Source organism: Sphingomonas sp. SORGH_AS_0789 (genome assembly GCF_031453055.1).
Lineage (GTDB): Bacteria > Pseudomonadota > Alphaproteobacteria > Sphingomonadales > Sphingomonadaceae > Sphingomonas.
On the sequence record NZ_JAVIYV010000002.1, the window covers coordinates 1 to 13,572 of the forward strand.

General features: G+C 69.2%; 11 protein-coding genes and 2 pseudogenes. 7 read left to right on the forward strand and 6 right to left on the reverse strand.

Annotated elements, in window-relative coordinates; translation table 11 throughout:
* The 5 genes and pseudogenes from QE360_RS18625 to QE360_RS18645 all read right to left on the reverse strand — a co-directional run.
* Window positions 1-215, reverse strand: a pseudogene (locus QE360_RS18625) (hypothetical protein); the annotation flags it as partial.
* Window positions 216-737: 522 nt separating this feature from the next.
* A pseudogene (locus tag QE360_RS18630) lies at window positions 738-1,941 on the reverse strand (replication initiator protein A).
* Between the two features lie 76 nt (window positions 1,942-2,017).
* Window positions 2,018-3,067, reverse strand: a complete 1,050-nt coding sequence (locus QE360_RS18635) for a ParB/RepB/Spo0J family partition protein (RefSeq protein WP_309704299.1) — start codon at window positions 3,065-3,067, stop codon at window positions 2,018-2,020.
* Between the two features lie 59 nt (window positions 3,068-3,126).
* Window positions 3,127-4,317 carry an AAA family ATPase gene (locus QE360_RS18640; protein ID WP_056434743.1) on the reverse strand — a complete coding sequence of 397 codons (1,191 nt, stop codon included), beginning with the start codon at window positions 4,315-4,317 and terminating at the stop codon, window positions 3,127-3,129.
* Window positions 4,318-4,572: 255 nt separating this feature from the next.
* Entirely contained in the window at window positions 4,573-5,310 is a 738-nt protein-coding gene (locus tag QE360_RS18645) for a glutaredoxin family protein (protein ID WP_309704301.1), read from the reverse strand.
* A gap of 45 nt (window positions 5,311-5,355) precedes the next feature.
* Here QE360_RS18645 and QE360_RS18650 point away from each other — a divergent pair, with 45 nt between their 5' ends.
* From QE360_RS18650 to QE360_RS18680, 7 genes are all read left to right on the forward strand, one after another.
* Entirely contained in the window at window positions 5,356-5,781 is a 426-nt protein-coding gene (locus tag QE360_RS18650; RefSeq protein WP_279333555.1) for a MerR family DNA-binding protein, read from the forward strand.
* 88 nt (window positions 5,782-5,869) lie between these two features.
* Window positions 5,870-7,072, forward strand: coding sequence for a sialate O-acetylesterase (locus tag QE360_RS18655; RefSeq protein WP_309704305.1), 1,203 nt, complete (start codon window positions 5,870-5,872; stop codon window positions 7,070-7,072).
* Window positions 7,073-7,265: 193 nt separating this feature from the next.
* Window positions 7,266-8,591 carry a glycosyltransferase family 39 protein gene (locus tag QE360_RS18660; RefSeq protein ID WP_309704308.1) on the forward strand — a complete coding sequence of 442 codons (1,326 nt, stop codon included), beginning with the start codon at window positions 7,266-7,268 and terminating at the stop codon, window positions 8,589-8,591.
* The gene (locus tag QE360_RS18665; RefSeq protein ID WP_309704310.1) at window positions 8,581-9,945 is read left to right on the forward strand and encodes an AarF/ABC1/UbiB kinase family protein; all 1,365 of its coding nucleotides are present in this window, start codon (window positions 8,581-8,583) and stop codon (window positions 9,943-9,945) included. Before QE360_RS18660 ends, QE360_RS18665 begins: the two co-directional genes overlap by 11 nt.
* Window positions 9,946-10,109: 164 nt before the next feature.
* Window positions 10,110-10,301, forward strand: coding sequence for a hypothetical protein (locus tag QE360_RS18670; RefSeq protein WP_279333562.1), 192 nt, complete (start codon window positions 10,110-10,112; stop codon window positions 10,299-10,301).
* On the forward strand, window positions 10,298-10,993 hold the full coding sequence (locus tag QE360_RS18675; RefSeq protein ID WP_309704313.1) for a hypothetical protein: 696 nt from the start codon (window positions 10,298-10,300) through the stop codon (window positions 10,991-10,993). Before QE360_RS18670 ends, QE360_RS18675 begins: the two co-directional genes overlap by 4 nt.
* Window positions 10,994-11,008: 15 nt before the next feature.
* Window positions 11,009-12,250, forward strand: a complete 1,242-nt coding sequence (locus tag QE360_RS18680; RefSeq protein ID WP_309704315.1) for an MFS transporter — start codon at window positions 11,009-11,011, stop codon at window positions 12,248-12,250.
* Between the two features lie 254 nt (window positions 12,251-12,504).
* Here the strand turns inward: QE360_RS18680 and QE360_RS18685 are convergent, their stop codons facing one another.
* Complete coding sequence (locus QE360_RS18685; protein WP_309704317.1) at window positions 12,505-13,491, reverse strand: helix-turn-helix domain-containing protein; 987 nt, start codon at window positions 13,489-13,491, stop codon at window positions 12,505-12,507.
* Window positions 13,492-13,572: the final 81 nt, after the last annotated feature.

Sequence of the window (13,572 nt, forward strand, 5' to 3'; positions counted from 1 at the left end):
GGGCTGGGCAGTGCCCTGACCCCCCTGCCCCGGCCGTCGCGCCAGCGGGCGTGGGTGTCGTCCCACCAGGTTCCGTCGCCCAGATGCACGATGTCGCGTCCGTGCGGCCGCCCGCAATGCTCGCACCGCCCCTTGGCGCGGTCGAAGCGGATCAGCGCGGACAGTTCGCGCCAGTCGATCGGGTAGAGCCAGCGATGTTCGCGTGCGATCGGCATGGCCCTTTGTGAATCGATAGGGGGCAAACCCAAAGCGAAAAGGCGACTGATTCAGAAAACTCATCAAGCTCTTCAAAAAAGCTCAAAAAAACATATCCGGAAGGGTTAGAGCGTTAGAAGGGATTTAAAGGGTTAAGCCGTGTTTTCCACAGGCTAAAATGCCGAATTCGCTCGCTTTTTTGGACCCCTCGCGTTCCCGACATATCGAGTGTCCGTTCCCGGAATATCGTGATGGGCGTTCCCGATGTATCGCCCGACCGTTCCGGGAGTATCGTTGCCCGTTCCTGATATATCGAAAAGGCGGGACGGACGCCGTTGGAGCGGGTCGGATTGAATCAGTTTTCGACCGATCCCGCGTGGTGAGGTTCAAAGTGGCGACCCGCCGGGACACGCGATCGTAGCGACGATCGAACACGCGATATTTCGGGAACGCGTTTGCGCTGCGCATCCCTCCTGCGTCGCAATTCCAGCGGCCAAAATGGCGGGAAGGGAGCGCCATTGCCGCGCCCCCCTCCCCTATCGTCAGCGCAGCAGGTGCCGGTTCTTCGCGTCGAAGCGGCGCACATAGCCGATAAAGGCGTTCTGATAGCTGACCGGCGTGCGGGCCGGATCGCCCTCGACCCAGGCTTTGAATTCGGCGTGCAGCGTCTGATAGTCCCAGCCCGGACATTCGGATCGCAGCAGGGCCAGGGTCGCGTCGGTGATTTCGCCGAAGGTCGAGCGGGTCGACAGGCTCTTGACGCTGCGACGGATCAGCCCGCTGGCATCCATGTCGTGATCGACGGGGGGCGGCGCAGTGTCCTCCGGCGTCGGGGCCTTGGGCGATGGCGCGGTAGCGGCTTTGGTCTTTTTCGGGCGCGCGGGGGACGGCGGGGCCAGCCCCCTCCCCTTCCGCCCGCCGACGCATCCTGAGGCTCGGCTCGCGCTTGCCCTCCGCCTGTTCGAGCGTCAGGGCATAGCCGGGCAGCTCGTTGCGTTCGGCGATCTTGGCGATCTCGAACTTGAAGCGGCGATATTGCCCCTCGGCCCCCGATTTCTCGAACAGGGTCGGCATGGAGATGGCGAAGCCCCCCTCCCCTGCCCCGCCGGCATGTTTGCGCGCGACCTTGTACAGCCAGCGTTCGCGCCCGCCCGAAATGTCGAAATAGGCGCGGTCGATCGACAGCACGCCGCCCGTCATCATCACGCCTTCATAGAACCAGCTGGACAGCTCGATCGTCATGCCGCGCGAACGTTCGGTCTTTTCGTCCACCAATTGCGTCCAGCCGTCGAGCCAGCTGAACGTCGCCTCGCGCCTATTCTCGGCGCGGATATTGGTCTTCACCGTGGTCGACACCAGCCGGTCGAGCGCCTGGCCGAGCAGCTCATAGGCACGCCCCGTCGGTTGGCGCCCGATCGCGCGCAGCAGGTCATAGGGCATCAGGTGCAGCTTGCGCGGCACGTCGTTGATCCCCCGCCGCGCCATGTCGGCCAGCATCGAGGCGCAATAGATCAGGATGTCGGCATCCCAGATCGTCGCCATGCCATAATCGGGATTGCCCGACACATGGACCCACAGCTTGCCGTCGGGCGAGCGATAGTCGATCGGCTTGACCCGTTTCGACTTGGCCAGGCTGAAGAAAGGCCGCTCCATCATCTCGCGCTGGTCGCGCAGCGGCAGGTCGGCGAGATAGGGCAGGAACAGCTCGAACTGTTCGGCCGATCCGTCCTTGGGCTTCGTGCTCATGCGTCATGACCCCGGCGCATGTTTCCCCGGGGAAACATGCGAGATGAGCGGGCAAGCGTGTTTCCCCGGGGAAACATCAGGGCTGAAGCCCCCTGCCCGTCTGCTCGAGATGCGCCAGAGCACCGCGCAGCGCCGTCACGATTTCCTCGACATCCGCGCCCGATCCGGCATGGAGTCGCACCGTCACGCCCTGGCGATTGGCCGACTGGACCGACAGCACGGGGCGGCCATAGCGGTTGTGATAGCTGTAGCGTTCCGGCTCGCCATCCTCGCCTAGCATCATCTTGCGCGCGGTCAGCAGGCGGTGGAGCACCTCGTTGGCCGGGATGGGCGGCTGCCCCGCCTCGCGCCGCTCGGCCTGTTGGCGCGTGATATACTGGGCCACGCTCATGATGGCCGACGCCTCGCTTTTGTCCTGCATCGCCTGCGCCAGCGCATAGCCGGGCTTGAGCTGCACCTCATGCGGCGAGGCGAAGGCGGCGACCACTTCGTCGGGCAGCGCGGCGACCTTCAGCATCTTGGACAGCCAGCCCTTGGACAGCTTCAGCCGTTCGGCCATGCGGGTCTGGTGATTGCCATAATGGGTGGTCAGCGCGGCCAGGTAATTGCGCGCCCGCTCATAGTCCGAGACATCGGCGCGCGCGCGGTTCTCGAGGTCGGCGAGGCGGAACGCGGCCTCGTCGTCCAGCTGCGCGACCTGCGCCACGAAGACCATGTCGGGATAGCTGTTGGCGCGCAGCCAGCTGATCGACCAGTGGCGCCGCGTGCCTGCGATCACCTCGTAATCATGATCGGGATCGCCCTCGATCCGGCGGACCACGGCGGGGACCTTCTGCCCCCCTTCGGCGATGATCGAGTCGATCAGCTCGCGGCAATGCGCCTCGGTCAGCAGGTCGTAGTTGCGGGCATTGCCCGACCATATCTTCACCCGCGCCGGATCGAGCAGCAGCTGCGTGACCTGTCGCACCTCGCCGCTGGCGACGCGGGCGAGCGCGGACTCGCGGCCGAGCAGCGTCGTGCCCCGGCTGCGTTCCGCCACGGGCTCGCGGGCCGGGGTGGGGGAGGGGGCGTCGCCCTCTTCCTCCGCCAGCAGGGCCGCCAGATAATCGGATTGTTTACGCGCCATCTTATGCCTCCCGCCCGGAACATAGGCAGAACATTGTCGTGTAGGAAAGGGGAAGCCGATCAAGCCGCGGCATGGATCACCGCTTCCTCGCTCAGCGGTTCGACCCGGCCCCAGCTCTGGCGGACCAGCTGCTCGACCTGGCGCATCGCCTCGTCCAGATTGGCGCGGCAGCGTTTGTGCGTCTTGGGCGTGCCGATCGGCTTTTCGAGTTCATAGACGGTCATCATCCGCATCGCGGCATGGCTGATCTCGGCCGATTCGAGGATGGGGACGGGGAGGAGCGCGGGGCCGAAGCTCTGCTCCATGATCGCGCGGACCATGGCATGGCTGGGGTCGTTGCCGTCGAACTTGGAACAGATCAGCCGGACGAACTGGTAGTCGACCTCGATCCCGGCCCCGGTCAGCTGGTTGAGCACCTGGTCCATCATCGACAGGAACTGGACGGTCGAACAGAAATCGGGCGTGGTCGCGGCCATCGGTACCAGCAGCGCATTGGCCGCCTGCATCACCGCCAGGCTGATCGTGCCGAGGGCAGGGGGCGGATCGAGCAGCACCACGTCGTAATTGCGCGCGAGGTCGGCGAGGCCCCGCTTCAGCTTGCGGAAGCGGGCCGCCAGCACCGATCCGCCATCGCTGCCCGCCGCGGCCAGCTCATATTCCACGTCGAACAGCTCGAGGTTCGACGGGATCAGGTCGACATTGGGCCAGGGGGTGGGCTTGACCGCATAGGCCAGGTCGGTCTGGGTCGGGTCGATCGACAGATAGGGGTAGAGCGTTTCTTCGCGCGTGACGTTGAAATGCGGGTTGAAGCCGAACAAAGTCGTCGTCGTCGCCTGGCTGTCGCAATCGACGACCAGCACGCGGTAGCCCTGCACGGCGAAATAATGGGCGAGATGGGTGGTGACGGTCGACTTGCCGACGCCGCCCTTGAAATTCTGTACCGCGATGATCGCCGGAATATCGAGCGGCGCGCGCGCCGGGGAGGCGCCCAGCACCTCGCGCATGTGGAGCAGTTCCTCGACCGTATAGCCCTGGCGTCGGCCATTGTCGGTGGTCGGGGCAGGGGGGAGGCGGCCATCCTCCTCGGCCATGCGGATGCGGTTGGTCGAACAGCCGAGCAGCTGCGCGGCCTCGGCAATGCCGAAGCGGACGTGCAGACCTTTCCGGCTTTCGGGCAGGAACGCCTTGCGCCGGAGCCGCTCGATCATCCGCTCGCCCGCGCTGGCCAGATCCCCGATCTGGGACAGCATTGCATGATCTTCCGCCACTCGCGCACCCCTTGAAGCTTTTGGGGGTGGTTAATGGCAAAGTTCATTCAATCGGGCAAGGTGGAGGGAAGGGGGAGGGGGATGTTTCCCCGGGGAAACTTTCCCAAATCCTCCCCGGCACGGGGAGGGGGACCGTGCGCAGCATGGTGGAGGGGGCGTGCCGCTAAGGGCGACCTGTGAGGAAGCCCCCCTCCGTCAGGCCTGCGGCCTGCCACCTCCCCGTGCCGGGGAGGATTATCATGACACCACCATCCACACCGCCATCCCGATCATCATCAGATTCTCGGTCAGCGACAGAAAGCCCAGCGGCACGTTGCTCGATCCGCCGACACAGGCGCATTTGAGTTCGCGCCGGTCGATATAGACCGCCTTCACCACCGACACCGCGCCGATGCCCCCGATGAACAGCGCGATCGGGACCGACAGCCAGGTCAGCACGCCCGCGATCATCAGCACCCCGGCCAGCCCCTCGGCAAAGGGGTAGATATAGGAATAGGGGACCCAGCGCTTGGCGAGCAGGTCGTAGTTCAGGAACATGGTCGCGAAGCTCTCGACATTCTGGAGCTTCAGAAGCGCGAGCACCGCCATGCTGAACGCGATGAACCATTCGGCCGCGCGGGTCGTGAAGGGGGTGGCATAGACCGCCTGGGATGTGGCCAGCGCCATCAGCGCGGTCATCGCGAAGAGCGCGGCGACCGGGCGATAGCTGGTCGCCCTGGGATCGGCGACCGCTTTTCCGAAGAAGCGGCGCAGATCGTCATAGCCGCCCACCCGCTCGCCCCCGACGAAGATTTGCGGGGTGGTCTTCACGCCATGCTGGGCCTTGAAGGCGTCGGTCTCCTCGCGGGTGCGCAGCCAGTGGTCCTCGACCTCGTAACCCTGTCGGCGCAGCAGGTCCTTCGCCTTCAGGCCGTAAGGGCAAATATGGGTCGGCATCACCATGCGGTAGAGAATGGCTTTGCGGGTGGCGGTCATGGTCCTTCTCCGACTGGGGTCCATGCGCCATATGGCATCCGTACCATGGTACGGAGTCAAGACGTGTCGGAATGGACCATCGCCGGATTGGCGCGCGAGGGCGGGGTGGGGGTGGAGACGATCCGCTATTATCAGCGGCGTGGGCTGCTCGACACGCCCGAACGCCCCGCCGGGGCGAGCGCGGGGGGGCGGGTCCGGCGCTATGGCGCGGAGGATTTGGGGCGGTTGCGCTTCATCCGCTCGGGCCAGGCGGCGGGCTTCACGCTGGAGCAGATCGGCGAGCTGCTGGCGCTCGACGCGACCGACGACCGGGCGCGGGTGCGCCAGCTCGCGCGGGAGCGGATCGTCGCGCTGGATGCGCAGATCGCCGCGCTCGAACAGGCGCGCGCCTCGCTCCACGCGCTGGCCGAGCGATGCGCGGGCGAGGGGGCGGGGCCGTGCCCCATCCTCCGGTCGTTCGAGGGCGCATGACGCGGGAATGAAATTCCGCGTCACATTTAATCTATATTGATGGTTAATGGCGCAGGGGCGCCCCGCTTCCCCCGCCATGAGTTGATCCGTGACCGATACGCCCTTTCCGAGCCGACGCCGTTTCCTCACCGGCACCGCCTGTACGATCGCATTGCCGCTGATCCCCGGTTGCGCCGATGACAGGGCGCCATCGGACCTGATCATCCCGACCCCCACCCCGACCCCGCAACCCGGCCCGACGCCCACACCGACTCCCACACCGACACCGACCCCCGCGCGGCCGACCACGCTGGCGGCCGACCGGCTGACCATCGCCTTCGCCGGGTCGAGCAGCAGCGCGCAATATCTGTCCAACTATGACGGCCCGGCGACCAGTTCGGCGGTCGTGTCGACCGGCGACGGGATCAGCTTCGCGCCGCTCGGCCGGGGGGCGTTCGGCAAGACGGCGGGGCTGGCGATCAACGCCGCGACCGGGCGGACGGTGCGCTATGTCCGTGGCGGGGTGGGCAGCACGACGCTGATCCAATGGGCCGCGACCCACTCGACGATGCGCGCCGACCTGGTCCGCGCGATCGTCGCGGCGGGCGGGGTCGATGCGGTGCTGTTGCAGGTCGGGCGCAACGACGTCGCGGACCGGCTGACCGGCGATCTCGCCACCCAGCTGGGGCTGATCCGCACGCTGATCGCCGCGCTGCGCAGCGAGACGCGGCTGCCCGACCTGACCGTCTTCATCGGCGGGTCGCAGAATATCGGGGGCAGCGACGCCGGGCTGCACCGGATGCAGGCGATCCAGCGCCAGGCGGAGATGACCGTCGCGCTGGGCGATCCCCATGTCCGCTATGGCTTCACCACCTATGACCTGCCGGTGGTCGACGGCATCCACCAGAGCGAACAGGGGCAGGTCCGGTCGGGCCAGCGTTTCGCCGCGCAGGTCCTGGCCTGGTTGCAGGGGCAGCCGGGCCCGCGCGGGCCGCGCCTGGCCTCGGCGCGCGCGGTCGGGGCGAGCCAGACCGAGGTGACGCTGGCGCTGGCGGACGGCGTCGACGTCACCCCGGCCAGCGCGATCCTGGGCTTTCAGGTCACCGACAATGGACAGGCCGTGCCGATCACCGCTGCGGTGCGGACCAGCCGGACGACGATCCTGCTGTCGCACGGCGCGATCGGGACCGGCGCGCGCGGCGTGTCCTATGGCCTGGCCACCGATCCCGACGATCTGAACGGCGTGCATGACGGCAGCGCCGATCGGCTGCCGATGGAGCCGTCGCTGGGGATCGTCGCCGTCACCGGCTGACGAGCCGGGCGCGGTCGGCCATCCCGCCCCGGCACAGCGCCCGGTCGCCGTCCCCTTGTCCCCGGCGCCCCCGCCATCCTAAGCCGGATCGCCGTTCCGATGCGCGGCCGCCCTCGCCTGTCCCGTGGGGGAGGCATCCGGGGGGAAGCGGGGGACGGCGATGGGGACAGGATCGTCACGGGGGGATCACGCCATGCCATATCCTGTGCGCGCGCCGTCCGGCCTTTGGTACGGCTTCGCCACCTCGCGCCGGGTGATCCCCGCGATCCTGCTGGCCGCCATCGCGCTGCGCCTGGGGCTGATCCTCGCCTTTCCGATCGCGCCGCGCGGCGACTCGCTCTGGTATTTGATCCGGGGGCGCGAGATCGCGCAAGGGCTGGGCTATCAGGAAGGGGGCTTTCCCACCGCCTTCTGGCCGGTCGGCTATCCCGCGCTGCTGGGGCTGGCGACCGCGCTGTTCGGGCCGTCGCTGGTTGGCCCGATCCTGGTCAACCTGATCGCGCAGGCCTCCACGCTGGCGCTGATCCTGTGGTTCGCGCGGCATCTGGGGGCAGGGGAGGGGGCGGCGCGGCTCGCGGCGCTGCTCTATGCCGTCTATCCCGCGCATATCGCCTATAGCGGCGACACCGCGGCCGAACCCAGCTCGACCGCGATCGTCATGGCGGGGACCGCGCTGATGCTGAAGGCGCGGGGGCGGATCGGCCCTGCGCTGCTCGCCGGGCTGGTGCTGGGGGCGGGGGCGCTGATGCGGCCGCAGATGATGCTGTTCCCGGTGCTGCTGGCGCTGGTCCTGCCGGTGGCGTGGCGCGGCCATGGCGTGCGGCGGGCGGGGCTGACGCTGGCGCTGGTGCTGGCGGGCATGGCGACGGTCCTGCTGCCCTGGAGCTGGCGCAACCAGGCGATGCTCGGCGCGCCGGTCCTGGTGTCGAGCAATGGCGGCGTCGCGCTGCACGCCGGGGCCAACGACCTGGCCGATGGCGGCTATTTCCAGGTCGAGCGGTCGCCGTTGTGGGATCAGGTCGGCATCCCCTTTGCCCAGCGGGTCGAGCGCCAGATGGAGATGGAGCGCCGGTTGAAGACGCTGGCGATCGACTGGATCGCCGCGCATCCGCTGCGCTGGGGGCTGCTCGGCCTGCGCAAGATGGGGCTGCTCTGGTGGAAGGACAGCGACGGCTTCTGGCCGCTCGATGCCAGCCATCCCGCGCGGCGCGGGCTGTGGCGCGCGATGCAGGGGGTGAACCAGCTCTTCTATCTGGCGGTGCTGGCGCTGGGCCTGGTCGGCACCGGCCGGGCGGCGCGCGCGGCGTGGCGGGGGGCGCCCGGCGCGGCGATGCTGATCCCTGCCGCCATGCCGGTCTTCTGCACCGTCCTGGCCTTCGGCTTCACCGGCCAGACCCGCTATCACTATCCCGCCATGCCCTTCGTCATGATCCTGGCGGGCTGGGTCGCGGCAAGCGTGATCGCCGGGGCGACGGAACCAAGCCGCCCGCCCGCCGCTATCCCGGATCATGGCCGATGACGACAGCAATCCCCCATCCCAGTCCGGGCAGCCGCCCCGGCACCGCGCCGTCCCCAGCGGCCGCTTCGCGCGCGCGGGCGCGTTCGGGCGGCTGGCGGGCGGGGTCGCGGGCGGGATGCTGGCCGAGGGCGCGCGGCGACTGGCCAGCGGCGAGCGGCCGAAGCTTGGCGACCTGATCCTTACCCCCGGCAATGCCGCGCGGGTCGCTGACCGGCTGTCGCATTTGCGCGGCGCGGCGATGAAGCTGGGCCAGATGATCTCGATGGACGCGGGCGACCTGTTGCCGCCCGAGCTCCAGGCCATCCTCGCGCGGCTTCGCGACCAGGCGTACCGGATGCCGCCCGCGCAGCTCGACAAGGTGCTCCGGGCCGAATGGGGCCCCGACTGGCGACGCCGCTTCCGCCATTTCGAGGCGGCCCCCATGGCCGCCGCCTCGATCGGGCAGGTCCACCGCGCGACCCTGCCCGATGGCCGGGTGCTGGCGATCAAAGTGCAATATCCCGGCGTGCAGGGCAGCATCGGGTCGGATGTCGACAATGTCGCGACGCTGCTGCGCGTGTCGAACCTGATCCCGCCCTCGGTCGACCTGAAGCCGCTGCTGGAGGAAGCCAAGCGGCAGCTGGCCGAGGAGGCGGATTATCGGCGCGAGGCCGATCGGATGCGTAGCTTTGGCGAGCGGCTGGCGGGCGATCCGCGCTATGTCGTGCCCGCGCCCGAGCCGTCGCTGACCACGTCGCTGGTGCTGGCGATGGACTATATCCCCGGCCAGCCGATCGAGACGCTGGTCGAGGCCGACCAGGCCACCCGCGACGGCGCGATGACCGCGCTGATCCAGCTCGTCCTGCGCGAGCTGTTCGAGTTCGGGATGATGCAGACCGATCCGAACTTCGCCAATTACCGCTGGCAGGCGGAGACCGGGCGTCTGGTCCTCCTCGACTTCGGCGCGGCGCGCGACGTGCCGCCCGAGACCGCCGCCTCCTATCGCCGGTTGATCGAGGCCGGGCTGGCGCATGACCGCGACCGCATCCGCGAGATCGCGGTGGAGACGGGTTTCCTGGGCGAAAGGGCGGTCGCCGCGCACCGCCCGGCGGTCGACCGGATCATCGCCGCGATCGACGATACGATGGCGAAGGCAGGCCCCTTCGACTTCGGCGACCGCGCCTTCGTGCCGGTGGTGCGCGAGGAAACCCGCGCCATGATCGCCGACCGCGACACCTGGCACGTGCCCCATGTCGAGACGCTGTTCGTCCAGCGCAAGATCAGCGGCACCGCGTTGCTGTGCGCGCGGTTGAAGGCGCGGGTCGATATACGCGGGCTGGCGGCGGAGGCGATCGGGGCCGAAATCCGGCTTTAACCCCAAATTCCATCCGGTTCCGGAGCGATCGTCTCAATCGTGAGACACTGGCCATTCCGTAATGGGCAGCCGCCCCGGACTGATCTAGATTGCCAGGATCGGGCCGGGGCCGCTTCCCATGGCGTCACCCCGTCCCACCCTGTCCAAGCTGGTAAGAAACCATCGTGATCCTGCGCTTCCCCAAGATGTCGCTGGCCCTTCCGTTCGCCCGGACGCGCCAGTGGAGAACGGTCTTCGTCCTGTGCCGGGTCGTGACGCTGGAGAACGACCATCGCCGCCACCTGCTGTTCTGCCAGCCGGTCCGACGCCGCTATTCGCAGAACCGCCGCAAATGGGTGTGGGCCAGGGCGTCATGACCGCCTTGCCCGGCCCGTTGCCGCGCGCGACGCATCCCGTGTCCGACCGCGCGACGCTGGACCGCAGCGCGGACGAGCTGTGCGCGGAATTCGCGGTCGCCTGGACGCATCGGGTCTCCTGGGGCGCATGGTCGCGGCTGCGCGATCTCGTGCCGGGGCATCCCGCCTTCGTCCTGCGCCAGGGCGCGCAGGGGCTGGGCCTCGATACCCAGCGCTGGGACATCAGCGGGGGCGAGGCGTGCTGGCCGACCACCCGGATCTTCAGCCTGACCCTGCCCTGGTGGCGGCGACTGGCCGGGGTCCCCGCGCAACGCTGCCTGATCCCGGTGACCGCCGCGCGCGGCGCGCTGTCTTCGCCCGATGGGCAGGAGGACCGCCCGGTCTGGTTCACGCTCGATGGCCAGCCGGTCTTCACCGTGGCGGGGCTGTGGCGCCGCCATGCGGGCGCGCATGGCTTCGCGATGCTGGGCTGTGCGGGGGGCGAGGGGCCCTGGTCGACGCTGCCCATGATCGTCGCGCCCGAGGACCGGGCGCACTGGCTGGGTGGCGACTGGGCGGACGCGACCGCGCTGCAAAACCCGTCGCCCGCGCTGCCGATCCGGATCGGGCTTTGCGAGGGGCCCGCCGCATCCTATGAGCGTTGCGATCGCGACAGCGCATGGCCTCCATCCCGGAGGACCGCGCGGGGCTGACGCCAGGGGCATTGCGTGACGCGATCGACACCGCACAGGGGATATGGCGTCGCGGTGCTGATGGCGCTGGTCCATATGCTGGCGGTCGGCGACCGTTTCCTGCTGTCCGTGCTGGTCGAGCCGATCAAGGCCGAGCTGCATCTGGGGGACGACGCGATCGGCTTCGTCCAGGGGCCCGCCTTCGCGCTGGTCCATGGGCTGGCGATCGTCCCAATGGTGCTGGCGGCCCGGCGCTGGCCGCTGGCGCGGTTGCTGGCGCTGGCGCTTCTGGGGTCGAGCGTCGCGACGATCCTGTGCGGATGCGCGGCGTCGGTCGCCCTGCTGGTCCCCGCCCGGATGCTGATGGGGCTGGCCCAGGCCGCGATCGGCCCCGCCGCGGTCGGGCTGATCGCGCTGTCCATGGAGCCCGGCCATCGCGGGCGCGGCATCGCCTTGTTCACCGCCGGGGCCTCGCTGGGCCGGGGGCTGGCGATGATCGGGGGCGGCACGCTGCTCGCGCTGTTCGCGGGGCTGGCGCCCGCGACCGGGCCGGTGCCGTGGCGGCTGGTGCTGTTCGCGATGGGAGCGGTCGGCCTGCCGCTCGCCTGGCATGTGGGGCGAAGGCCCGATCCCGTCGCCCGGCCGGGCAGCGCCGCGATCCGGATGCGCCAGGCGCTGCGCGCGATGATCGCCGACCGCGCGAGCCTGGCCCCGCATATCCTGTCCGCGCTGTGCGCCGCGCTGGCGCTCCAGTCGCTGACCAGCTGGTCGGCCAGCCTGATGATCCGGCAGCATGGCCTGACCCCGCCGCTGGCGGGTGCGCAGGTCGGGCTGGTGATGATGGTGGCGGGGGTGCTGGGCCATGGGCTGGGCGGCTGGCTGTCCGACCGTCTGGGGCGGGGGAGGGGAGGCGGGACCACGCCCGGCCTGATGCTGCTGGGCCTGGGACTGTGCGGCCTGGCGCTGTGGCCGCTGACGCGGGGCGGGGGCTGGGGCGGGACGCTGGCGGCGCTGGCCGTTGCGGTCATCGGCCTGTCGGTGACGCTGGCCAACGGGCTGATCGGGCTTCAGGCGCGCATCGCGTCCGCCCTCCGGGTCGAGGCGACGGCGATCTTCCTGACGGTCATCACCCTGTCGGGCACGGCGCTGGGCCCGTGGCTGGTCGGGATCGCCAGCCATGCGCTGACCGGACTGGCCGATGCGGTGGCGCTGGTGCTGGGCGCGACCTGCGCGCTGGGATGCGGCGCGGCGCTGCTCGCCTATCGGCGCGCCCGCTAGGCCGGGTCGCCATTAATCCATGCCTTTCCGTCCCTCGCCCCTCGCAGAGGGGAGAGGGTTGCGCAGACTTGGCCTTTGCGAAAGCAAAGGCTTAGTCGGAGCTGGGTGAGGGGTGGGCGCTCGCGAAGCGAGCGCGCGAGCCTCTGGGCTCGCGGTACCCCTCACCCAAGCTGCGCTAGCCAGCACGCTGGCAAGCTTCGCTAACCCTCTCCCCTTTCCAGGGGAGAGGGGAAAATACTGAATGTCGGTCGGCCTTAATCCAGTTCGGTCATCCAGCCGTTCCAGCGCCGCGCCCCCATTGTGGCGCTGTCCGCCTGGCCCTGGCGCATCCGGGCCCTATAGGCGTCGGGATCGACATCATGTTCGGCGCGAAAGGCGCGGGTCAGCCCGGCCGCATCGCCCAGCCCATAAGCCCGCGCCAGCTCGTCCAGCGATACGGGAACCGCCCCCTCCAGCGCGCGGCGTACCGCGTCGACCCGGCGATGCCGGACATAGCGCGCGATCCCGCCATTGCGCTCGTACAGGCGATAGAGCGTCGCGCGCGACAGGCCGACCCGCTCGGCGATCGCCGTGCCGGTCAGCTGCGGATCGGCGATTTCGCGGTCGATCAGCCGGTCGACCGCCTCCCGCCGCAGATGGTCCTGGCGCCGCGCCTCCACCGCCACGTCGCGCGGGCCGCCCAGCGCGGTCGGCAGCAACTCGATCAGCGCGCGGGCAAAGGCGCGGTCGTGCCCGTCGTCGAGCATCGGCGCATGGCGGACCAGCGATTGCAGGAAATCGCCCAGCATCGCGGTGTCGGGCGCGTGCGCGACCTGGCCATGCAGCGCCCCCAGGCTACCCAGCGCCGCATGGACCAGGTCGCGCGCGATGCTGGCGGTGATCATGTGCAGGTCGCGCGCCTCGGTCCGGTGGCCGCGCCGCGTGTCGAGAAAGACGATGTCGCCCGGCCCCGCGCGCTCGAACCCGCTGCGCGGATGGCCGACCAGCGTGCCCGACAGGACATGGTGGAGGACGATATGGTCGAACCCGTCGGCCTGCACCCGCTCCTCGCGCGCATGCGCCATGCCCGACAGATGCCGGTCGAACAGCAGCAGGTGGCGGAACCGCCAGCCGGTGACGCGCGCCCGGAACGGCCCGTCCAGCCGCACCACATCGGCCCCTTGCGCATAGAGTTCGCGGTAGCGGGCAAAGGCAACCTCTTCGGCCAGGCCCTCGCTGGAAAAGCCGATCGCTTCCTTCAAATCCCGCTCCCGATCCTCACCCTTTTCGGTCCCGATGCCGGATGGGTGATCTGGATCAATTCCCGATGGCCGCAATAGCTC

Coding starts and splice junctions, on each gene's coding strand:
- QE360_RS18665 (WP_309704310.1), top strand. CDS start 8,581: ATGGCCGATGACGACAGCAATCCCCCATCCCAGTCCGGGCAGCCGCCC.
- QE360_RS18635 (WP_309704299.1), bottom strand. CDS start 3,067: ATGGCGCGTAAACAATCCGATTATCTGGCGGCCCTGCTGGCGGAGGAA.
- QE360_RS18650 (WP_279333555.1), top strand. CDS start 5,356: ATGGTACGGAGTCAAGACGTGTCGGAATGGACCATCGCCGGATTGGCG.
- QE360_RS18675 (WP_309704313.1), top strand. CDS start 10,298: ATGACCGCCTTGCCCGGCCCGTTGCCGCGCGCGACGCATCCCGTGTCC.
- QE360_RS18645 (WP_309704301.1), bottom strand. CDS start 5,310: ATGACCGCCACCCGCAAAGCCATTCTCTACCGCATGGTGATGCCGACC.
- QE360_RS18660 (WP_309704308.1), top strand. CDS start 7,266: ATGCCATATCCTGTGCGCGCGCCGTCCGGCCTTTGGTACGGCTTCGCC.
- QE360_RS18640 (WP_056434743.1), bottom strand. CDS start 4,317: ATGCTGTCCCAGATCGGGGATCTGGCCAGCGCGGGCGAGCGGATGATC.